The organism is Flavobacterium phycosphaerae (assembly GCF_010119235.1).
GTDB lineage: Bacteria > Bacteroidota > Bacteroidia > Flavobacteriales > Flavobacteriaceae > Flavobacterium > Flavobacterium phycosphaerae.
This window is the reverse complement of sequence record NZ_JAAATZ010000001.1, coordinates 732,383-752,442: the sequence shown is the minus strand read 5'-3', so window position 1 is coordinate 752,442 and position 20,060 is coordinate 732,383. Positions and strand designations below refer to the sequence as shown.

The window sequence follows — 20,060 nt, the reverse complement described above, 5'->3', positions numbered from 1 at the left end:
TTACAATCCTAAGTCTAAAACAAAACTTAACTTCACAGCTAAGTTATCTTCCAATCGACTTAGCTGATTGGGACCGTAGCGATAGAAACCGGTTAAGCCGAAACCTTTGTAAATTTGGTTAAGCTCAATGCCCGATTCGAATAAACCTTGGTCCAACGTTTTATAATCAAGACCAATATGACGCTCCGGATTTTTGATATTTCCCCACACCATTCGGGTAACTAAAACTAAGGAAGGTTTTACTTTTGAGAATAATTCCACTCGTTTGAACCCGTGTTTGAGTTGCAACATTACAAATTCGCTTGAAAAAAACTCATTGAAATACATGGTTTCAAAACTGTTTTTACCGGCGATGGTAATACGCTGCATGATGTTGTCTTTGGTCAGGTTGTTGGGAGAAGTGTTATATAAATGCGTCAACGGAACAGCGCCCAACGAATACCCGGCTTGTACCAATACTTCCGATTTTTGTCCGTTCAGGTATTTTTTTTCATACTCGATACGGGCATCAATTTTACTGAAATCAAAATCATTGTTTAAGAAATGCGGAATGGATTTGGTGAACTGCAAAGCAAACCTCGGGAACCTTTTTTCATATTCAATCCGACCGTTCGGCGTTTGCATATAATTGCTTAACGGGTTCCATTGTATCGAAAATAGGGCTGTGGTCATAGTAAAATCGCGGTACATCTTTCCGTTATAATCAAATGTGTAATTAAACAACGGACTGATTTCGCTGTAGGTTAGTTGCCAAACGCTTTCTGTTTTCGGAATAATTTTGGTTTCAATATAACCGCGCCAAGTTATGTGACTGTAGAACGTACTGATGTTAATGGGTCTGGGGTCATAGAGTTTGAATACCCGTTTGTCAGTAGCGAAATTAGTACTCGCTATCTCCCGCACATCATCTGTGTATGAACCACCAACCCAAGTGCTGGAAGCATTGCCTATTCTGATGGCAGTGCCTAAATTGTACTTGAATGCTTCATCTTTCAAACCATAAGCCGTGTAGCCTTCGATACGGAAAACCTTCGAAAATTGCTCATTGGTAATTCCGCCAAGACCCAAGCGAAACCCTTCATAATTATTGTAACTCAGCAAGGAACGCAAATCAATATCAAAAGGGCCGAAAAGCAAATAACCATTGATGATTTTCCGACCAAATTTGATTTTCTTTTCAATTTTTTGTTTGGTGACCAAGCTGTCTAATACCACATACGTTCGCTCACTTCGCGTGTCCAGACTGTCGATACGGTTTTGTCGCCAAAAGCTGTTTTCTCTGTTGTTGGCGTTGCTTTTCACATCAATGGTGATGGATGATTTTTTGATTTTCACATCGTTGTTGACCTCTAAATTGACCACTTGCATTTCTGAAGAAAGATAGGTGAAATCAGAAGCGTTTCTTTTATTGGTGCCGGTATCATCGTCCTCGGCGGCAAACTCAATTCTTCCTCCTAAAATGGTTGTGGGCTCTTTGCTTTTTCCTTTTACGATTTTAAAATTTTTACGAATGGGAAACCAAACATTTTCAGTGGGCAAATAACGAAACTCGTGAATTCCGGTAATGTCTAAAACACCACGAATGCGCATCACGGCTTTGGCAACCGCATAGTTTTGGGTGTCAATATACAGTAAGCCTTCCAGTCCTTTGGTGCTGATTTTGTTTTTGAAGTAAATCACCACCACCGGGCGATTATTGATGGAAGTCGTGTCCAAAATTTTATACCGGTATTCCTTCAGGGCTCTATAGGCAATCGGACTTTTATATTTGGTTTCCGACAGCTCATATTTTTCGTCATAAACAGAAAACGACTGCAAACTAAAGCCCAGCAACTCGTAGATGGGCTCTTTGAATCCGGCCATTTTGGTGCCGATTATGGTTTCTTTCAGTAGTGGTTTTTCAAATTGAAACAGCGATACTTTTTCCGTCAGAAACAAATGCTGTTTGGTAATTATTTTTTTGAACTTATAATCGGAGGAATCAATTTTGGCAATCTTATCTTTGGTGACGGCATCGGTATAAAGGGTGTCAATTTTCCCCACGATAGAGTCGGGATGGGCGGTTACCAGTAATTTATTGTACGATTTGAATTGAAAAGTACTTAGCTTTTTTTGTGGATTATTGGCTTCTTTCTGCTGAATCACTTTAGCAATAATGGCGTTGGCCGGATTTTCATTTGTGACCACTACTTCTTTTAGCACATCGGTTTTGGGCGAAAGTAAAACGGTAAAAAATGATTTGGTTTCAAACAGCGAAATGGTTTTTGCTTCATAGCCTACATAGGTAATGGTCAGTGTTTCCGGTTGTGAAGGCAACGAGAAATAAAATTTTCCATCTACATCGGCTACAGTAGAGAAACCAATTTCAGTAGAAATCGTAGCAAAAGGAAGTGGTTTTTTTGAGTCTCCATCCTTTATAATTCCATTGACCTGAATTTGTGCGTGAAGCGACAGCGAGGAGAGTAAAAACCAAAGAAATAGTTGCTTCATTTGAAAGGGATTGGCACAAAATCTTTTGCAAAAATAGGAATAAAAAAATCCGCACAGAGCGGATTTTAATATCGAATTAACAAAGTTACACTTTCATGATTTCAGCTTCTTTGTGAAGCAAATGCTCGTCAATTTTTTTGATGAACGCATCCGTCAGTTTTTGCACGTCATCTTCAGCCGTTTTGCAAATATCTTCCGAAGTGCCCTCTTTTTCCAGTTTTTTGATGTCGGTGTTAGCTTCTTTACGGGCATTTCGAATCCCGATTTTAGCATCTTCCGCTTCTGCTTTGGCTTGTTTTACCAAGTCGCGTCTTCTTTCTTCTGTCAATGCCGGCACATTAATAATAATGTTATCACCGTTATTCATAGGATTAAATCCCAGATTGGCAATCATAATGGCTTTTTCAATAGGATGCAACATCGCTTTTTCCCATGGTGTGATGGTGATGGTTCTGGCATCCGGCACATTGATGTTGGCTACTTGAGACAATGGGGTTTGCGAACCATAATAATCTACGAATACGCCTCCTAACATTTGCGGTGTAGCTTTTCCGGCACGGATGTTTAAAAATTCTTTTTCTAAATGCGCAATCGAACCGTTCATAGATTCTTTGGTGCTGTCTAAAATAAATTCAATTTCTTCCATTTTAATTATTTTCAGAGTAGTAAATTATATTTTAACTACGGTTCCTATATTTTCGCCTTCGCAAATTTTGATTAGATTTCCTTTTTTGTTCATGTCAAAAACTACTATCGGTAATTCATTTTCCTGACTTAAAGTAAAGGCAGTCGAATCCATAACATTTAATCCTTTTTTGATAACATCTTCAAAAGAAATGCTGTCAAATTTCACGGCATTTGGATTTTTCTCCGGATCAGCATCATAAATACCGTCTACACGGGTTCCTTTCAAAATCACATCGGCATCAACTTCTACACCACGCAAAACGGCAGCTGTATCAGTAGTGAAATACGGATTTCCGGTTCCGGCTCCAAAAATAACAATTCTTCCTTTTTCCAAATGACGAACGGCTCTTCTTTTGATATAAGGTTCGGCTATAGCTTCTATTTTTAAAGCGGTTTGCAAGCGCGTCAACATGCCTTTATCTTCCAGGGCTCCTTGTAATGCCATTCCGTTAATCACGGTAGCTAACATTCCCATATAATCCCCTTGCACACGGTCCATACCGTTACTGGCTCCGGCTACTCCTCTAAAAATATTTCCGCCACCAATCACAATGGCAATTTCAACGCCTTTGTCATGAATTTGTTTGATTTCATCAGCGTATTCGGCTAGTATTTTGGGGTCGATTCCATATTGTCTTTCGCCCATCAATGCTTCGCCGCTTAGTTTTAGAAGAATTCTTTTGTATTTCATAAGTTGGTTTGTTTGGGTGCAAATATAAACATATTCTGTTTTTGTACCCTATTCGATAAAAATATTGTTGGGTAACAATTATCATGTTTTTGCGCTTTTTGGTTTTGTACCTTCGCATCCGAAAAAATCATAATTTATGAAAGCTATTATCGAGCAAAGTTTACTCAAAAGCATTACATATACCGAATACAGAAACCGCGTCACTACTTTGTTTGCAGAAGGGAAAGTAACCGGAAATGAGCAATCGGAAGCTTTGTTGCACTATACCGAATTGAATGAAACGCGCATGAACCGTTTAGAGAAAACCATAAAAATTTCTGAAGACATTGCAGCCAAACTGGAGTACTTAAATCGCGACTATATTTGGTTGCTTATCTCCGAAGGTTGGTGTGGCGACTCAGCACAAATTGTTCCGGTTATTCATAAAATGGCGGAGCTTTCGACCCACATCGATTTAAGAATTGTTTTTCGGGATGAAAACGAAGTGCTGATGAATTTATTTTTAACCAACGGCACCAAGTCTGTTCCGAAACTAATTGTTTTAGATAAAAATACTTTGGAAGTTTTGGGTGATTTTGGGCCAAGACCTCAAGGAGCCATACAACTCATTCTAGACTATAAAGCACAACATGGGGTAGTAGATGAAAAAGGAAAATCTGAATTGCACCTATGGTATTTTCACGACAAAGGATTGTCAATCCAACAGGAAATTATGGACTTGATGCTTAGTCTTGAGTAAGTTGTTTTTCAAATTCAGCAGGAGTAGTACCATCAGCAACGGAGTAATCCCGATTTTAGTTCTTCTTAAAACAGATAAGTACCCACCAGAATGCAATGCTTTTCCAAAGTCAAAAGCTAAAGAACGAATATAAGTGCCTTTGCTGCATTTGACTCTGAAGTCAATTTCGGGTAAAGCAATTCGCGTAATTTCAAATTCGTGTATGGTGGTTTTGCGCGCCTGAATTTCAACTTCTTCTCCGGCACGAGCATGTTCGTATAACCGTATGCCGTCTTTCTTTATAGCCGAAAACACGGGCGGTTTTTGATCGATTTCGCCTAAAAACTGCTTGACCGTTTCTAAAAGTAAAGCTTCCGTAATATGTTCCGTTGGGAAGGTGGCATCCACTTCCGTTTCCATATCATAGGAAGGCGTTGTTGCTCCCACCGTAATGGTTCCGGTATATTCTTTGGCTTGGCCCTGAATTTCTGTGATTTTTTTGGTAAACTTTCCGGTGCAAACAATCAGTAAACCGGTAGCCAATGGGTCTAAAGTGCCCGCATGACCAATCTTAAATTTCTTCGGAAGATCGTACTTTCGTTTCAGGATGTATTTCAACTTATTAACCGCCTGAAAGGAAGACCAGGTTAGCGGCTTGTCAATCAAAAGCACTTGCCCTTCTAAGAAATCTTCGGCAGTCATTAGATGGTGGTTAGTTGTAATACGAAGAAATGAATAATAAGAATGGCCAAACCAGCCACAATTCGGTAATACCCAAACATTTTAAAGCCGTGTTTAGACAAGTACCCGATGAACGATTTGATGGCCAACATCGCCACTATAAAAGCCACGACATTACCCACTATCAAAAAGTTGATTTGATCGTGTGACAATACAAAACCGTCTTTGTAGTAATCATAACATTTTTTAACGGTGGCTCCCAACATAGTAGGTACAGCTAAGAAAAATGAAAATTCCGCTGCTGTTGTTCGCGATAGTTTTTGTGACATACCGCCAATGATACTAGCACCACTTCGGGAAACACCGGGAATCATGGCCAAACATTGAAACAATCCAATTTTTAAAGCGGTAGCATAACTTATTTTTTCAGTTTCCTGTGTTTCCTCTTTATCAGTAAACCAATCATCTACTTTAAGTAAAATGATACCGCCCAGCAAAAGCGATACCGCTACTGTTACCGGATTTTCCAACAAAGCGTCAATCTTTTTGCTGAATAGCAACCCGAAAACCACCGCCGGTATAAAAGCGACCAGCAATTTGAAATAAAAATCAAGGGTTTGAAAAAAGCGCTTGAAATACAAAACCACTACCGATAGAATGGCACCCAACTGAATGACCACGGTAAATAATTTGGTAAAATCGTCATGAGCAATCCCAAAAAACGAAGAAGCAATAATCATGTGCCCCGTAGAAGAAATCGGTAAAAACTCGGTGATGCCTTCAATAATAGCCAGTACAACGGCTTGAATGTAATCCATTAGGCTGTTTTAGATTTTTTGAAAATGGCATAAATCGTAATTCCAAACCCAATCAAAACTACGGTTGGAGCCAAGCGAATCCTTCTGAAGTTGAAAACCGCATCGTTCCACACTTTCGGGTCATCACTGCCGCCGCCACTCATCAAAATGAAGCCAACGCCAATCACGGCAATCCCTATTAATAATATTTTGTAGTTTACCTTGTCAAAAAGGAAATCCGGTTTTTGCTCGTTATCTTTCATGGTCTATGGTCTTTCAGTTTAATACAAATCGTCGGTTCTCAAATTCAAAAAGCGTTGGGTGGCAAAATAAGTACTGATCCAAGTAATCACGATACCCAAAACCAAAACGCCCAAAAGCACTGCAGTAATAGCCAGTTGGTTTTCCATTATGCCCAAATTCGGGAAAGTAGCTTGAATATAAATCAGTACGCCAATCAACGCCAAAATCGCCAACACCGCACCTATAAAACCTAGAATAACATTGGTCTTGATAAACGGTTTTCGGATAAACGATTTGGTAGCGCCCACCATTTGCATCGTTTTAATGATAAAGCGGTTGGAATAAATGGATAAACGCAGCGAACTGTTAATCAACAAGACCGAAACCAAAGCGAACACACAACTTACAATCAAAATCCACATACTGATATTTTTGATGTTGTCGTTGACTAAGGTCACCAATTGCTTGTCGTATACAATATCGGCTACCATTTCATTTTTGCGCAAACGATTCTCAATTTTGGCAATTTCAGGATTGGTTACATAATCCGCTTTGAGGTGAATGTCAAACGAATTCTGCAACGGATTCACACCCAAAAACTGCATAAAATCTTCTCCGATTACTTTTTTATGTTGCGCGGCCGCTTTTTCTTTCGAAACGTATTCAAAAGATTTGGCAAATTTGGCCGTTTTCAATTCACTGTTGAAGGCCGTAGTTACCGAGTCGGTCGCTTCGTTTTTAAAGAAAACCGTCATCACAATCTCTTCCTTGAAATTGTCTGATAATCGTTTGGAATTGATGACAAAAAGTCCCAATATCCCAATAAAAACAACACCAAAAAGATACTCAACACTACCGAAAAATAAGAGGTAATTACTCTGCGCTTCTGAAACTTTTCAAATGAGTCTGACATAAACAGTGATTTAAGCCGTAAAAATAATAAAGAAAATTGTTTTTCCCCTTTATAACGTACAAACTTTTAACTTTATTATAATAAACGTAAATTTGCCGCTTAAATTGTGTAGGCTTTCCCAAATTTAGCTTGGGAAGCGAGTGGTTTGGGCAGTTTCAGTAAACCATTTTCCCGCTGTCCGCGCTACACGGTAGCCAGCTCCCATCGGGGCTAAAAAGTAAATGTATTGATGTAAATTAGTAATGACTCGAGCCCGCAGGGCGACAGCATTCGACCAATAAAAACAGTATAAACGACGAATGACTTGAGCGTAAGCAACAGCATTACACCATTGAAAAGCAATAAAAGCGAGTAATGAAATATTTCCACGAACAAATCGAAGCCAAATGGCAACAGTATTGGGCACAAAACCAAACCTTTGCCGCCAGTAATAATTCTGATAAACCTAAGTACTATGTCCTCGACATGTTTCCTTATCCTTCGGGAGCGGGTCTGCACGTTGGGCATCCGCTGGGCTATATCGCTTCCGATATCGTGGCACGTTTCAAACGTCACAAAGGTTTTAATGTGTTGCATCCGCAAGGGTATGATTCTTTCGGTTTACCGGCGGAACAATATGCTATTCAAACGGGGCAACATCCTGAGAAAACCACCCGCGAAAACATTGCCCGCTACCGTGAGCAATTGGATAAAATCGGGTTCTCATTCGATTGGAGCCGTGAAGTACGCACTTCCAACCCCGATTATTACAAACACACGCAATGGATTTTCATTCAACTCTTCAACTCGTGGTACAACTTAGCCACCGATAAAGCGGAAGACATCTCTGAGTTGGTAGCCATTTTTGAAAAAGCCGGTAATGCTACCATTCATGCTGTTTGTGATGACAATACTGAAATCTTTTTCCCTTCCGATTGGAATTCCTATTCCGAAGAGAAAAAACAACAAATACTATTGCAATACCGCTTAACCTATTTGGCCGAAACCGAAGTCAACTGGTGTCCGGCATTAGGAACTGTTTTGGCGAACGACGAAATTGTAAACGGCGTTTCCGAACGCGGCGGGCATCCGGTGATTCGCAAAAAAATGACCCAATGGTCGATGCGCATTTCTGCCTATGCCGAAAGATTATTGCAAGGCTTAGAAACCATCGACTGGAGCGAATCCATCAAAGAATCACAAAGAAACTGGATTGGAAAAAGCATTGGTGCCGAAGTTCGATTCAACATTCAACATTCAACATCCAACATTTCAGTTTTCACCACTCGTCCCGACACGATATTCGGAGTAACGTTTATGACCTTGGCTCCTGAGCACGAATTGGTAGCTGAAATCACTACACCCGAGCAAAAAGAAGCGGTTGATGCCTATATAGAAGCTACCGCCAAACGTTCCGAAAGAGAGCGTATGGCTGATGTGAAAACCATTTCCGGAGTATTCACAGGGGCGTATGCCATACATCCTTTTACTCATGACCTTATTCCGGTTTGGATAGGCGATTATGTATTGGCGGGTTACGGAACCGGAGCCGTTATGGCCGTACCGTGTGGCGACGAAAGAGATTATGCGTTTGCTAATTTCTTTAAAGGACAAAACGGCATGCCTGAAATCAAAAACATTTTCAATCAAGATATTTCACAAGAAGCCTATGCTGCTAAAGACGGATTTGAGTTGGTAAACTCTGATTTCTTAAACGGATTAGGCTATAAAGAAGGCACGAAAAAAATTATAGCCGAATTAGAACGAATTCACCAAGGCAAAGGCAAAACCAACTATCGTTTGCGCGATGCGGTGTTCTCCCGTCAACGCTATTGGGGCGAACCGTTCCCGGTATACTATGTAAACGGCTTGCCACAGATGATTGCCGCAGAACATTTGCCAATTGTTCTTCCTGAAGTAGAAAAATATTTACCTACTGAAGACGGGCAGCCGCCATTAGGAAACTCCACCAAATGGGCTTGGTCAACCGTTGAAAATAAAGTTGTAGAGAATGACACTATTGACCACGAAACGGTATTCCCGTTAGAGCTCAACACCATGCCGGGTTGGGCAGGTAGCTCGTGGTATTGGATGCGTTATATGGATGCGCAAAACGAAGGCGAATTTGCCTCGGCAGATGCCCTGAAATACTGGGAAAACGTAGACTTGTATATTGGTGGAAGCGAACACGCTACCGGGCACTTATTGTACTCCCGTTTTTGGAACAAATTCTTAAAAGACAAAGGCTACGCCCCAACCGAAGAACCATTCAAAAAGTTGATTAACCAAGGGATGATTTTAGGGATGAGTGCGATTGTTTACAGAATATCTGGGACAAATAAATACGTTTCTAAAAATCTTAAAAAAGATTATGAAACAGAAGAATTGAGAGTTGATGTAAATATTGTAAATGCTTCTGATGAGATTGATTTAAATAAATTAAGAGAGTGGTTGCCAGAATTTAAAAATGCAGAATTTATTTTAGAAAATGGTAAATACATTGTAGGTCGTGAAGTTGAGAAGATGTCTAAACGTTGGTACAATGTCGTTAATCCAGATGACATCTGTAACGATTATGGTGCCGATACGTTGCGTTTATACGAAATGTTCTTGGGTCCGTTAGAGCAGGCCAAACCTTGGAACACCGCCGGAATTACCGGAGTGTCGGGCTTCCTGAAAAAGTTATGGCGCTTGTATTTTGACGACAACGGACTAATCGTGACCAACGACGAGCCAACGGCTGATATGTACAAAACCCTACACAAAACCATCAAAAAAGTGACCGAGGATATCGAGAATTTCTCGTTCAATACTTCGGTGTCGCAGTTTATGATTTGTGTAAACGAATTGGCTTCGCAAAAATGCAACCACCGTAAAATCCTTGAACCTTTGGCCGTGGTCATTTCGCCTTATGCCCCGCATATCGCTGAGGAACTTTGGGCACAATTAGGACACCAAGTGTCAATTTCAACCGTGGCGTTCCCTATTTGTGAAGAAAAATACTTGGTCGAATCGGAAAAAGAATACCCGGTTTCGTTTAACGGTAAAATGCGTTTCACCATCAAATTGCCGTTGGATTTAACCGTAGCGCAAATACAGGAAATTGTATTGGCCGACGAGCGCACCATCAAGCAATTGGAAGGCAGAACCCCGAATAAAGTCATCATCGTACCGGGCAAAGTGATTAACTTGGTAGGATAAATAATTTGACCTAAATAACAACAATCCCGAACTTCAAAAGAGTTTGGGATTTTTTATTTCCCACCCCACCGCAACGCCCCCAAAATGGTTTTTTAAAGCAGCAATCGGTTCATTTGAACCGATTAGCCTTTCAGATGCGGTTTCCGTCGCCTAGGACTAAGCTACTGAACGTTTAACTTAAGCTACTGAGGGTTTAGCTGAGGCTTCGGAGCCTTTAGCAGAGGTTACGGACGGTTAAGATTGAGCTTCGGACAATTGATTTTAAGCTTCGGACGGTGCTTTTACGGTTGCTGTCGATGCGTTTAAAATTGCTGAGCGGAAAAATCCCCTTTCCGAATGGTTTTTGGGGCCAAATGACAAGCTGTCACCCGTTTAGGTTTGGCTTGCAATTTGATGCACCCTAAGAAACAAAAAATAAAAAATCATGTTAGGATACTATTTATTAATCGGACTTATAGCTTTGGTAAGCTTTGCGGTTAGCTCAAAACTAAAGAGCAAATTTGAGGAGTACTCACACATTAGCCTGCGCAACGGCCTAAGTGGTGCCGAAATTGCCACTCAAATGTTACACGACAACGGTATTTATGATGTCAAAGTCATCTCGGTTGAAGGCCAATTAACCGATCATTACAACCCTGCCGACAAAACGGTCAACCTTAGTGAAGCGGTATACAATCAACGAAATGCGGCGGCGGCTGCCGTGGCGGCTCACGAATGCGGTCATGCCGTGCAACACGCCCAAGCTTATAATATGCTGCAATTGCGCTCCCAGTTGGTGCCTTTGGTTAACATATCCTCCTCCTTATCGCAATGGTTAATTTTTGGTGGATTGATTTTGGGGGCCGCTGCTCACATTGGTTTTGGGTTTTATATAGCCGTAGCCGGTTTGATTTTGATGGCCATTGCCACCGCTTTCAGTTTCATTACCCTGCCGGTAGAATATGACGCCAGCAACCGGGCTTTGGCTTGGTTAAAAAATAAAAACATGCTGAGCCAACAAGAATATGCCGGTGCCGAGGATGCTTTGAAATGGGCCGCTCGTACTTATGTAGTGGCTGCTATCGGGGCTTTGGCTTCGCTCTTGTATTGGGCGTTGCAAGTGTTTGGCGACCGAAGATAAAAAACAAGAAACCGTTACCAGTGTAGCGGTTTTTTTATAGTTTCAATTGGCTATAAGGGCTGGTTTAGTAAACCTTTTCGTGCTATAAGGTGAATATGGCGTTAAAGCTTGTAAAACTTGAGCTTTTGCAATATTTTTTTTGTAGATTCGAGCATCATAAAATACCACAATAATGATAAGACTTTACGGAAATGAAGAATTTCGGGAAATCGAAACCGATATCGTCATGAAATACAGGTACGCGGTTTCCAACAGAGGAAGACTGATTAGTTTTACCAATGAATTTAGAGACGGGAATGAGTTAAAAGGCTCTTTGGCTGACGGCTACAAGATTTTTCGTTACGGGAAAACGGTAAACAAAAAAAGAGTCTACAAGACGCTTTTTATTTACAAACTGGTAGCGGAATTATTTATTCCGAGAACCTCCGAAGACCAAAAGCATGTGATTCATTTAGACTATGTTCGCAACAACGATACCGTTCAAAACTTGCGATGGGTAACCCGGGAGGAAATGATGGCACACCATAAAAAGAGTCCCCATGTAATTGAATCCAAACGCAAGCTGGTAGAACACAACATCAAAGCTGACGGTAAAAAACTAACTTCTACCAGTGTCATCCGCCTGAAAAAAATGCTGAATAACCCTGAAAGAAAGACTCGCATTAAAATGATAGCCAAGCAATTTGGGATAAGCGAAATGCAGGTACACCGTATTAAGAGCGGCGAGAATTGGGGGCATATTAAGGTATAGTCGCTATAATTGAATTTGTCGTTCTAATTGTTGTTCGAGAGAAATAAAGGTTTCGGTACGCGATACCCCTTCGATAGGCTGTATTTTTTTGTTGAGTAACTGCATTAAGTGCTCGTTATCGCGGCAAATAATTTTGATAAGGATACTCCAATTTCCGGTAGTGTAATGGCATTCCAGCACTTCCGGAATTTTTTTTAATTCTCTTACAGCTTCTGAGTTGCTGGCGGCTTTCTCCAGGTAGATGCCTATGAAAGCCATGGTTCGATACCCCAGGACTTTGTTGTTTACGGTAAACTTAGAGCCCGAAATTACGCCGGCTTCTTCGAGTTTTCGGAGGCGTTGGTGAATGGCTGCTCCTGAAACCCCAATTTTATTGGCAATTTGTAGAATAGGTTTTCGAGCATCTTCCATAAGGTCGCGGAGGATTTCTTTGTCGATACCATCTATCTCTATTTGTAACTGGTTTATTTTCATAATCAGAATATTTGAAAGTAAAAATAGCGATTTACTTCTTATCTATAAACAAAAAACCGAAATCGATTAGGATTTCGGTTTTTTTATAGTCGTTTACTGAAGGGCAAATGGATTTTCTTCTAGCCCCGATGGGAGCGGCACCTTGTAGAGCGGACAGCGGGAAAATGGTTTCCAAACAAGCCCAAGCCTTTCGCTCCTGAAGCAATTAATTGCCCATCAACTTATCAGGGTTATATCCCACATAAGGCATTTCGATTTCATTGAAAACGATACCGTGGGCGGCCAATTCATTTAAAATAGGTTCGTATACTTCTTTTTTGATAGGCAATTGCACACCCGGGGTTTTAATGTCGCCGTTCAGGATGTGTAAGGTAGCCATAGCCACCGGTAATCCTACAGTTTTGGCCATTGCGGTATAAATTTGGTCATCACCAATGCACACCATTTTAGAATCGATTTGCTTGCGCTCGCCATTGAGTTCGTAGCCAAACTTGTGGTACATTACAATCATGTCTTTGTCATCCGGTTGTAAGGTCCAGCTGTCGTTTAAGATGCGTTCTAATATTTGTGCGGGTGTGGCGTTTTTGAGGCCAACTATTTTCTTGGCGTTAAAGATGTCGAGTTCCATTAATTTGTCCCACATGATGTCGTCTTGTTCAATGCCCAAGGCCATACGGGTTTTTAATTCGACCGAGTCAGAGGCGTGAAACGGTAAAAAGGAATTGATGAAATCGCGGTAGCTCATGGTGTCTGAATTCTCCATTACATAAGAATCATCAGTCATGCCCAATTGTACAAACATGTTCCAAGCTTTAGAAAAACCAACTCTTCGGATGGTTCCTCGGTACAACGTCAGGATGTCATCTAAGCCGTAAATGCTTCTGTATTTTAATGAATCGCGGTTGGCATAGCCTTCAAATTTTCCGTAACCTTCAACATGAAAGAACTCCGTTCTGCGGAATAATTTGTGGTAAGGAATATATTTGTATTTGCCTTCTTGTATGAATTTTGCAGCACCGCCTTGACCGGCTAATACCACATTTCGGGGAGCCCAGGTAAATTTGTAATTCCAAAGATTATCATCAGATTCCGGAGCAATCAAACCGCCGCAAAACGACTCGAATAAAATCATTTTACCGCCTTTGGCGTGAATTTCGTCAATCACTTTCATGGCACTCATGTGGTCAATGCCCGGGTCGAGTCCGACTTCATTCATAAAAATAAGTCCGTTTGCTTTTACCGCTTCATCCAAACTTTGCATTTCATCTGAAATATAAGAAGCTGTAACCATATTTTTTTTGAAGGTTATACAGTCTTTGGCCACTTCAATGTGCATGTAGGCCGGCAACATGGAAATTACGATATCCGCTTTTTGAATTTCGGCTTGACGTTGTTCAACATTATTGATGTCTAAAGCAATTGGGGTGGCGTTAGGATGGTTGTATGTTTTTCTTTTGGCTAATTCGATGGACAAATCGCCAATGGTTATGTTTAAGTTCTCTTGAGTTGATTTTCTTAAAAGATGCTTTATTAGGGAAGATGCGGAGCGCCCGGCTCCTATGATTAAAATGTTTCTCATGCGTTTGTTTATTCTAGGCAACAAATGTATGAATTTGAAACAAAAAAGCGCATCGTTTCCGGTGCGCATTTTAGTGAATTATTCTAAACCTTCTATTTCTTCGAGTTCTTTTTTGGCTTCTACCTTGGTCTCGATTTTTTCTTTTTCGAATTGGGTGTCTTGGGCGACTTCGTCTTTTATCAGCAGTGTCTTGCCCAACACAAAAACAGAGCAGAGAACACTAATAGTTAATAGAATTTTAGGGAGTTTTTTTTGTTGGTCATTTGATTTTTTCAACAGCAGCAAACTAAAGGCTATAGCTAAACCAATAGGTAAAAAAGCCAAAGTGTCAAAAGGCAAAACAGTTAGCAGTAGGGCAAAGACCGTTAAAACGCAAGCTAAAATTAAAAACAGTTTTCTCATAATGTACTCAAATTAAATGCCGCTGGCTGAGGTTAGTGCCAGTTGTCCGGTTCCGACAGGAATACTGAATTTTAGTAAAGTCGGGATTTTTTTGTCATCGGCAGTGAGCCAAAACAAATTTTTGTCTTTACCGCGCAAAGCATCGGTTCGGGCACCAATAGAAATTTTGTAGCATTCTTTTTTGCCTAAATTCCCGGCGTTTACCGTTTCTTTTCCCATATATTTTAGAGTTACCGGAATTTGTTTTTCATCAAAAACAATCATTAAGGTTTGTGTTTGTCCTTCTTTGAATTTGCTGAAATCTACGGTTCTTACTTTGTAAAACATGGAAATCACATCTTGAGTAGCGGCTCCAATGGTAAAGGTTTTATGGGTTTCTGGCTTGTTTCTTTTTTTAGCGGTACTGTTTACGGTGTTGCCTTTGAAAGCGTATTTCTCTTTTTTGGTCCAACCGCCTTCGTCTATGCTTCTTTTGTATAAGCTTGGTTTCAGCGTTTGCGGATTTACATACGACTCATAAATGTCTCTTATTTTAAAAAAAGAATCCCATTTGCTGTAGGTTGATAATTCACAACTCAGATGCAGGTAGGAGTTTTTGGCGGTAGACAACGTTTCGGTACTCATGGTTACCTGTGCTAATTGTGTCATCAATCCACTCATATTATAAGAGCCGGCAAAAACCAGTTTTTCTCCTGATTTTATGGCTTGACTATTTGCGGTGAAGGAGTTCACCAAGAAAACAGTACAAAGGATAAAAAGTATTTTTTTCATGTTGCTTATTTGAAGGTGCAAATATAAAATATTTAAAACTGTTAAATTTCTAAAAGAAAAGCGAAATTTTCTTTCGGATGAGTAGATAACGGATAAATTTGTGTTTTAGTATAGAAATAGAACCATGGAAAGAAAAATGACAAGCGTTGCTGCTTTGATGGGAATGACAGCAATAATTTTGGGTGCGTTTGGCGCTCATGCGTTGAAAAAATATTTGACCATTGAGCAGTTGGGTACTTTTGAAACGGGCGTTAAATACCAATTGTATCATGCTTTGTTTTTGCTGTTTTTAGGCGGGAACTCTTTTCTGGCTGACAAAGCCAAAAAAACACTATTTCAACTTGTGGTTTTTGGAGTATTTTTCTTCTCGGGTTCGATTTATTTGTTAGCCACCCAATCGCTAACCCATGTCAACTTTAAACCTATCGGAATTATAACACCTATTGGCGGTGCTTTATTAATAGGGGCTTGGGCGTTTTTGTTTTGGAGTTTTGCCAAAAAGAAGCAATAATATTTTCAACAAAAAAATAGTTTCTATAATTTAATTTTTACCTTTGTAGCCTGATTAATAAAACAACACAAACTAATTTCTATGGAGAACTACGCTCAAATTACGAAATCGATTTCGTTAGAAAAATACGGAATCAAAAACGTTACCGAAATTATCCACAATCCTTCCTTTGAAAAGTTATACAATGATGAATTAACCCCAAGTTTAGTAGGCTATGAAAAAGGCCAGCTTTCTGAATTGGGAGCGGTGAATGTAATGACAGGAGTTTTTACCGGTAGATCACCAAAAGATAAGTATATTGTTAAAGACAACGTTACTGAAAATACTATTTGGTGGACATCGGATAAAGCCGTAAACGACAATAAACCGATTACTCAAAATACTTGGGAAGCCTTAAAAGAAACTACACTTTCTCAATTAACCGGAAAGAAATTATATGTAGTTGATGCTTTTTGCGGAGCTAATGAAAATACGAGATTAAAAGTACGTTTCATTATGGAAGTAGCTTGGCAAGCGCATTTTGTAACCAATATGTTCATTCGTCCAACCGAAGCGGAATTGGAGAATTTTGGAGAACCAGATTTTATTGTAATGAATGGTTCTAAAACTTCTTTCAAAGATTACGAAGCACACGGATTGAATTCGGATGTTTACATTGCTTTTAACTTAACTGAAAAAATGCAGTTGATTGGCGGTACTTGGTACGGTGGCGAAATGAAAAAAGGAATGTTCTCGATGATGAACTACTATTTGCCATTACAAGGAATTGCCTCTATGCACTGTTCGGCCAATAAAGGGAAAGATGGCGATGTTGCCGTGTTCTTTGGTTTGTCAGGAACAGGAAAAACTACTTTATCTACTGATCCTAAACGTGAATTAATCGGTGACGATGAGCACGGTTGGGATGATGAAGGAGTATTCAATTTTGAAGGAGGTTGTTATGCTAAAACCATTGACTTAAGCAAAGAAAACGAACCGGATATTTATGCTGCTATCAAAAGAGATGCGTTATTAGAAAATGTAACGGTTGATGCAGAGGGTGTAATCGATTTTAAAGATGGTTCGGTTACTCAAAACACCCGAGTTTCTTATCCGATTTATCATATTCACAATATTGTAAAGCCGGTTTCCAAAGCGGGACATGCTACTAAAGTAATCTTCTTAACGGCAGATGCTTTTGGAGTAATGCCGCCGGTGTCAAAACTAACTCCGGAGCAAACCAAATATTATTTCCTTTCAGGATTTACGGCAAAATTAGCCGGAACGGAAAGAGGGGTTACACAGCCTGAGCCAACTTTCTCAGCGTGTTTCGGAAAAGCATTTTTGTCATTGCACCCTACAAAATATGGTGAAGAGTTAGTGAAGAAAATGGAACAACACAACGCTACCGCTTATATGGTAAACACAGGTTGGAACGGAACCGGAAAACGTATTTCAATTAAAGATACTCGTGCTATTATTGATGCTATTTTAGATGGTTCGATTGAAAAAGCGGGAACAAAAACAGTTCCGGTATTTAACCTAACCATCCCAACAGCATTACACGATGTCAATTCGGCTATTTTAGACCCAAGAGATACTTATGAAAATGTTGCTGACTGGAATGGCAAAGCAGAAGATTTAGCTTCTCGTTTTATTAAGAATTTTGCACAATATACAGATAATGCCGAAGGTCAAAGCTTAGTAAAAGCAGGACCGCAATTATAATAAATAACCAAGCTAACCAAAGAAAAAAGCCATTCAAATTATGAATGGCTTTTTTTTATTTAGAGTAAAGTAACTGTTTATTTTCCTTTGTTGGCGTCGGCAATGTATCGTTCCAAGGCCATGGTCATAGAGGGTGTTTCCGGTGTTGGAGCCAAAATGTCAATTCGCAATCCGTGTTCCAAAGCTTCTTTTTGTGTAGTGCTTCCAAAAACGGCAATACGAGTATTGTTTTGTTGGAAGTCAGGGAAGTTTTTGAATAACGATTTAATTCCGGTTGGACTGAAGAAAGCCAAAACATCATAATACACATCGGCTAAATCAGACAGGTCGCTCATTACGGTTTTGTAAAAAGTTGCCTGCGTCCAATCCACTTTTAGGTTGTTCAATGTTTGAGGCACGTCATAGTTTAACTGATCCGAAGCCGGTAACAAGAATTTCTCTTCTTTGTATTTTTTAATTAGCGGAGATAAATCAACAAAGTCTTTCTGACCCACATAGATTTTGCGTTTTCGGTAAACTACATACTTCTGCAAGTAAAAAGCAATCGCTTCTGACTGACAAAAATACTTCAAGTCTTCGGGAACCTTATAGCGCATTTCTTCAGCTACTCTGAAAAAATGGTCGACAGAGTTTCTGCTAGTCAAAATAATCGCCGTGAAATTATTCAAGTCAATTTTTTGAGCTCTGACATCTTTTGCGCTTACACCTTCGACATGTATAAATGATCGGAAATCAATTTTTACCTTGTGTTTTTGCTGCAATTCAAAATAAGGTGAATTTTCGACCTTGGGTTCTGGCTGTGACACCAAAATTGTTTTCACTTTCAAATTTGACATTTTAATGTGCTAAATTTTTTGTAATCAAATAATATATAAAATAGTAGGGCGCTATTTCGAGTGCGCAAAGATACAAAATAAAATAAAACAACTTACCGATGAATAAGTTTTGATAAATCTTCAGCGAAATCAAGTAAGTATATAAATTAATTGCCAAAATCACAGCGATTGTGCAAATAATGAAAACATTTGATAGAGAATTGTTATAAAACAAGTAGATGTTTACCGGAAGCAACAATAAGCCGATAAAGGTTCGATAACTTACTTTCTGTAAATTGAATTGCTCGGTAAATTCTTCAATATTAAAGGTAGCGGCAATAATCTTCTCAATCAGGAATTTGGATAAAACAAAGATGCCGAAAAAGGTGAAAATTCTAAGGAAGAGAATCCAGTCTGTTTTAGCAACATAACCAAAATGACTGAGGACTAATTGGATAAAAAAGGAAAAAGAAATGACCTGAACAATAAAGAGCAAAATGGTAAAACCACTCATCAAATGCGACGTGTCTTTGTATACTTTGATGTATTTGTCCGAAACCAAAATCCTGAGAAAATCATTGAACCTCGTTTCAAATGCTGTCTTGGTAATGGCTATCAAAACGAATGAAAAAAGGAATAGATAAGTGGCCCAATCTTTGGGTTCCAAAACTCTCGGCTGTAAAACAGTTTCTATCATAATCCCGACAAAATTACTAATTTTTTATTTGTTAAATTATTATAAAATTATTAAGATAGTAGAGTGATAAAAAGTTTATTTTTGCAACGAAGTTTGACACCATTTTATGAGCGACGGCATTGTAATTATTCCTACCTACAACGAAATTGAAAATATCGAAAGTATCCTTCGGGCTGTTTTTTCATTGCAAAAACCTTTTCATGTTTTAGTAGTTGATGATAATTCTCCTGATAAAACGGCAGAAAAAGTCATAGCATTGCAACGCGAATTTGGGGGACAATTATTTTTATCCGTCAGAAAGAAGAAATCAGGTTTAGGAACTGCCTATGTGCACGGATTTAAATGGGCTTTGAAGCACGGATATCAGTATATTTTTGAAATGGATGCTGATTTCTCTCATAATCCAAACGACTTGGAAAAGCTCTATGATTGTTGTGCCAAAAACGGAGCGGATTTAACTATCGGTTCCCGTTATGTTACCGGAGTAAACGTAGTGAATTGGCCATTGAGCAGGGTTTTGCTGTCTTATTTTGCTTCGGTCTATGTGCGAATGATTACCGGTATGAAAATCATGGATGCCACCGCCGGATTTATTTGTTACCGCCGAGAAGTCTTGGAAAAAATAAATTTAGACCGAATAAAATTCATCGGCTATGCGTTTCAGATAGAGATGAAATACAGAGCTTTTGCCAAAAATTTCAACATACAGGAAGTCCCGGTCATCTTTACCGACAGAACCAAAGGACAATCTAAAATGAGTGGCGCCATAATTAAGGAAGCCGTATTTGGAGTCATCTCCTTGCGGTTCAGAAAGTTTTTAAATCGATTATAAA

19 protein-coding genes and 1 pseudogene are annotated in these 20,060 nt (G+C 39.5%); 7 read left to right on the top strand and 13 right to left on the bottom strand.

Annotated features, from left to right (window positions below):
• The 3 genes from GUU89_RS03305 to pyrH all read right to left on the bottom strand — a co-directional run bounded on the left by GUU89_RS03305 (nt 1) and on the right by pyrH (nt 3,868).
• Nucleotides 1-2,490 carry a DUF5686 family protein gene (locus GUU89_RS03305; RefSeq protein ID WP_162126588.1) on the bottom strand — a complete coding sequence of 830 codons (2,490 nt, stop codon included), beginning with the start codon at nt 2,488-2,490 and terminating at the stop codon, nt 1-3.
• 85 nt (nt 2,491-2,575) lie between these two features.
• Nucleotides 2,576-3,136, bottom strand: coding sequence for a ribosome recycling factor (gene frr, locus GUU89_RS03300; RefSeq protein ID WP_162126587.1), 561 nt, complete (start codon nt 3,134-3,136; stop codon nt 2,576-2,578).
• Between the two features lie 24 nt (nt 3,137-3,160).
• Nucleotides 3,161-3,868: a UMP kinase gene (gene pyrH, locus GUU89_RS03295; RefSeq protein ID WP_162126586.1), complete on the bottom strand. Its 708-nt coding sequence runs from the start codon at nt 3,866-3,868 to the stop codon at nt 3,161-3,163.
• 136 nt (nt 3,869-4,004) lie between these two features.
• On the opposite strand from pyrH, the gene GUU89_RS03290 reads away from it, so the two are divergent.
• Nucleotides 4,005-4,607 carry a thioredoxin family protein gene (locus GUU89_RS03290; protein ID WP_162126585.1) on the top strand — a complete coding sequence of 201 codons (603 nt, stop codon included), beginning with the start codon at nt 4,005-4,007 and terminating at the stop codon, nt 4,605-4,607.
• Here the strand turns inward: GUU89_RS03290 and truB are convergent.
• The 4 genes and pseudogenes from truB to GUU89_RS03270 form a co-directional block, all read right to left on the bottom strand.
• Complete coding sequence (gene truB / locus GUU89_RS03285; protein ID WP_162126584.1) at nt 4,563-5,288, bottom strand: tRNA pseudouridine(55) synthase TruB; 726 nt, start codon at nt 5,286-5,288, stop codon at nt 4,563-4,565. The genes GUU89_RS03290 and truB overlap by 45 nt on opposite strands.
• Nucleotides 5,288-6,085, bottom strand: coding sequence for an undecaprenyl-diphosphate phosphatase (locus GUU89_RS03280; RefSeq protein WP_162126583.1), 798 nt, complete (start codon nt 6,083-6,085; stop codon nt 5,288-5,290). Before GUU89_RS03280 ends, truB begins: the two co-directional genes overlap by 1 nt.
• Entirely contained in the window at nt 6,085-6,327 is a 243-nt protein-coding gene (locus tag GUU89_RS03275; protein ID WP_162126582.1) for a DUF3098 domain-containing protein, read from the bottom strand. The genes GUU89_RS03280 and GUU89_RS03275 overlap by 1 nt, the downstream gene beginning before the upstream one ends.
• Nucleotides 6,328-6,345: 18 nt before the next feature.
• Nucleotides 6,346-7,220, bottom strand: a pseudogene (locus GUU89_RS03270) (cell division protein FtsX).
• Nucleotides 7,221-7,574: 354 nt separating this feature from the next.
• Between GUU89_RS03270 and leuS the strand changes: the two are divergent.
• From leuS to GUU89_RS03255, 3 genes are all read left to right on the top strand, one after another.
• Nucleotides 7,575-10,400, top strand: a complete 2,826-nt coding sequence (leuS, locus tag GUU89_RS03265) for a leucine--tRNA ligase (protein ID WP_162126581.1) — start codon at nt 7,575-7,577, stop codon at nt 10,398-10,400.
• A 424-nt stretch (nt 10,401-10,824) separates the two neighbouring features.
• Nucleotides 10,825-11,520, top strand: a complete 696-nt coding sequence (locus GUU89_RS03260) for a zinc metallopeptidase (RefSeq protein ID WP_162126580.1) — start codon at nt 10,825-10,827, stop codon at nt 11,518-11,520.
• 172 nt (nt 11,521-11,692) lie between these two features.
• Complete coding sequence (locus GUU89_RS03255; protein WP_162126579.1) at nt 11,693-12,271, top strand: HNH endonuclease; 579 nt, start codon at nt 11,693-11,695, stop codon at nt 12,269-12,271.
• A 3-nt stretch (nt 12,272-12,274) separates the two neighbouring features.
• Here the strand turns inward: GUU89_RS03255 and GUU89_RS03250 are convergent, their stop codons facing one another.
• The 4 genes from GUU89_RS03250 to GUU89_RS03235 form a co-directional block, all read right to left on the bottom strand.
• Complete coding sequence (locus GUU89_RS03250) at nt 12,275-12,745, bottom strand: Lrp/AsnC family transcriptional regulator (protein ID WP_162126578.1); 471 nt, start codon at nt 12,743-12,745, stop codon at nt 12,275-12,277.
• Between the two features lie 205 nt (nt 12,746-12,950).
• Nucleotides 12,951-14,324: a saccharopine dehydrogenase family protein gene (locus tag GUU89_RS03245; protein ID WP_162126577.1), complete on the bottom strand. Its 1,374-nt coding sequence runs from the start codon at nt 14,322-14,324 to the stop codon at nt 12,951-12,953.
• Between the two features lie 78 nt (nt 14,325-14,402).
• The gene (locus tag GUU89_RS03240; RefSeq protein ID WP_162126576.1) at nt 14,403-14,726 is read right to left on the bottom strand and encodes a hypothetical protein; all 324 of its coding nucleotides are present in this window, start codon (nt 14,724-14,726) and stop codon (nt 14,403-14,405) included.
• 12 nt (nt 14,727-14,738) lie between these two features.
• Nucleotides 14,739-15,497, bottom strand: a complete 759-nt coding sequence (locus GUU89_RS03235) for a DUF3108 domain-containing protein (RefSeq protein WP_162126575.1) — start codon at nt 15,495-15,497, stop codon at nt 14,739-14,741.
• Between the two features lie 124 nt (nt 15,498-15,621).
• Between GUU89_RS03235 and GUU89_RS03230 the strand changes: the two genes are divergently transcribed.
• Both GUU89_RS03230 and pckA read left to right on the top strand, forming a co-directional pair.
• Nucleotides 15,622-16,008, top strand: a complete 387-nt coding sequence (locus GUU89_RS03230; RefSeq protein ID WP_162126574.1) for a DUF423 domain-containing protein — start codon at nt 15,622-15,624, stop codon at nt 16,006-16,008.
• Nucleotides 16,009-16,089: 81 nt separating this feature from the next.
• A complete protein-coding gene (pckA, locus tag GUU89_RS03225; RefSeq protein WP_162126573.1) occupies nt 16,090-17,715 on the top strand; it encodes a phosphoenolpyruvate carboxykinase (ATP) in 1,626 nt (541 codons plus the stop codon).
• A 77-nt stretch (nt 17,716-17,792) separates the two neighbouring features.
• Here pckA and GUU89_RS03220 read toward each other — a convergent pair whose 3' ends face one another.
• On the bottom strand, nt 17,793-18,542 hold the full coding sequence (locus tag GUU89_RS03220; protein WP_162128615.1) for a uroporphyrinogen-III synthase: 750 nt from the start codon (nt 18,540-18,542) through the stop codon (nt 17,793-17,795).
• A 10-nt stretch (nt 18,543-18,552) separates the two neighbouring features.
• On the bottom strand, nt 18,553-19,227 hold the full coding sequence (locus GUU89_RS03215) for a DUF4271 domain-containing protein (protein ID WP_162126572.1): 675 nt from the start codon (nt 19,225-19,227) through the stop codon (nt 18,553-18,555).
• Nucleotides 19,228-19,333: 106 nt separating this feature from the next.
• On the opposite strand from GUU89_RS03215, the gene GUU89_RS03210 reads away from it, so the two are divergent.
• Nucleotides 19,334-20,059 carry a polyprenol monophosphomannose synthase gene (locus GUU89_RS03210; RefSeq protein ID WP_162126571.1) on the top strand — a complete coding sequence of 242 codons (726 nt, stop codon included), beginning with the start codon at nt 19,334-19,336 and terminating at the stop codon, nt 20,057-20,059.
• The last annotated feature ends 1 nt before the right edge of the window (nt 20,060 follow it).

Bases quoted from the DNA above. Each gene is read 5' to 3' on its own strand.
- GUU89_RS03305 (WP_162126588.1), bottom strand. From the start codon at position 2,490: ATGAAGCAACTATTTCTTTGGTTTTTACTCTCCTCGCTGTCGCTTCAC.
- frr (WP_162126587.1), bottom strand. From the start codon at position 3,136: ATGGAAGAAATTGAATTTATTTTAGACAGCACCAAAGAATCTATGAAC.
- GUU89_RS03210 (WP_162126571.1), top strand. From the start codon at position 19,334: ATGAGCGACGGCATTGTAATTATTCCTACCTACAACGAAATTGAAAAT.
- GUU89_RS03255 (WP_162126579.1), top strand. From the start codon at position 11,693: ATGATAAGACTTTACGGAAATGAAGAATTTCGGGAAATCGAAACCGAT.
- GUU89_RS03215 (WP_162126572.1), bottom strand. From the start codon at position 19,227: ATGATAGAAACTGTTTTACAGCCGAGAGTTTTGGAACCCAAAGATTGG.
- GUU89_RS03280 (WP_162126583.1), bottom strand. From the start codon at position 6,085: ATGGATTACATTCAAGCCGTTGTACTGGCTATTATTGAAGGCATCACC.
- leuS (WP_162126581.1), top strand. From the start codon at position 7,575: ATGAAATATTTCCACGAACAAATCGAAGCCAAATGGCAACAGTATTGG.
- GUU89_RS03250 (WP_162126578.1), bottom strand. From the start codon at position 12,745: ATGAAAATAAACCAGTTACAAATAGAGATAGATGGTATCGACAAAGAA.
- GUU89_RS03230 (WP_162126574.1), top strand. From the start codon at position 15,622: ATGGAAAGAAAAATGACAAGCGTTGCTGCTTTGATGGGAATGACAGCA.
- GUU89_RS03240 (WP_162126576.1), bottom strand. From the start codon at position 14,726: ATGAGAAAACTGTTTTTAATTTTAGCTTGCGTTTTAACGGTCTTTGCC.
- GUU89_RS03275 (WP_162126582.1), bottom strand. From the start codon at position 6,327: ATGAAAGATAACGAGCAAAAACCGGATTTCCTTTTTGACAAGGTAAAC.
- truB (WP_162126584.1), bottom strand. From the start codon at position 5,288: ATGACTGCCGAAGATTTCTTAGAAGGGCAAGTGCTTTTGATTGACAAG.
- GUU89_RS03235 (WP_162126575.1), bottom strand. From the start codon at position 15,497: ATGAAAAAAATACTTTTTATCCTTTGTACTGTTTTCTTGGTGAACTCC.
- GUU89_RS03245 (WP_162126577.1), bottom strand. From the start codon at position 14,324: ATGAGAAACATTTTAATCATAGGAGCCGGGCGCTCCGCATCTTCCCTA.
- GUU89_RS03290 (WP_162126585.1), top strand. From the start codon at position 4,005: ATGAAAGCTATTATCGAGCAAAGTTTACTCAAAAGCATTACATATACC.
- pckA (WP_162126573.1), top strand. From the start codon at position 16,090: ATGGAGAACTACGCTCAAATTACGAAATCGATTTCGTTAGAAAAATAC.
- pyrH (WP_162126586.1), bottom strand. From the start codon at position 3,868: ATGAAATACAAAAGAATTCTTCTAAAACTAAGCGGCGAAGCATTGATG.
- GUU89_RS03260 (WP_162126580.1), top strand. From the start codon at position 10,825: ATGTTAGGATACTATTTATTAATCGGACTTATAGCTTTGGTAAGCTTT.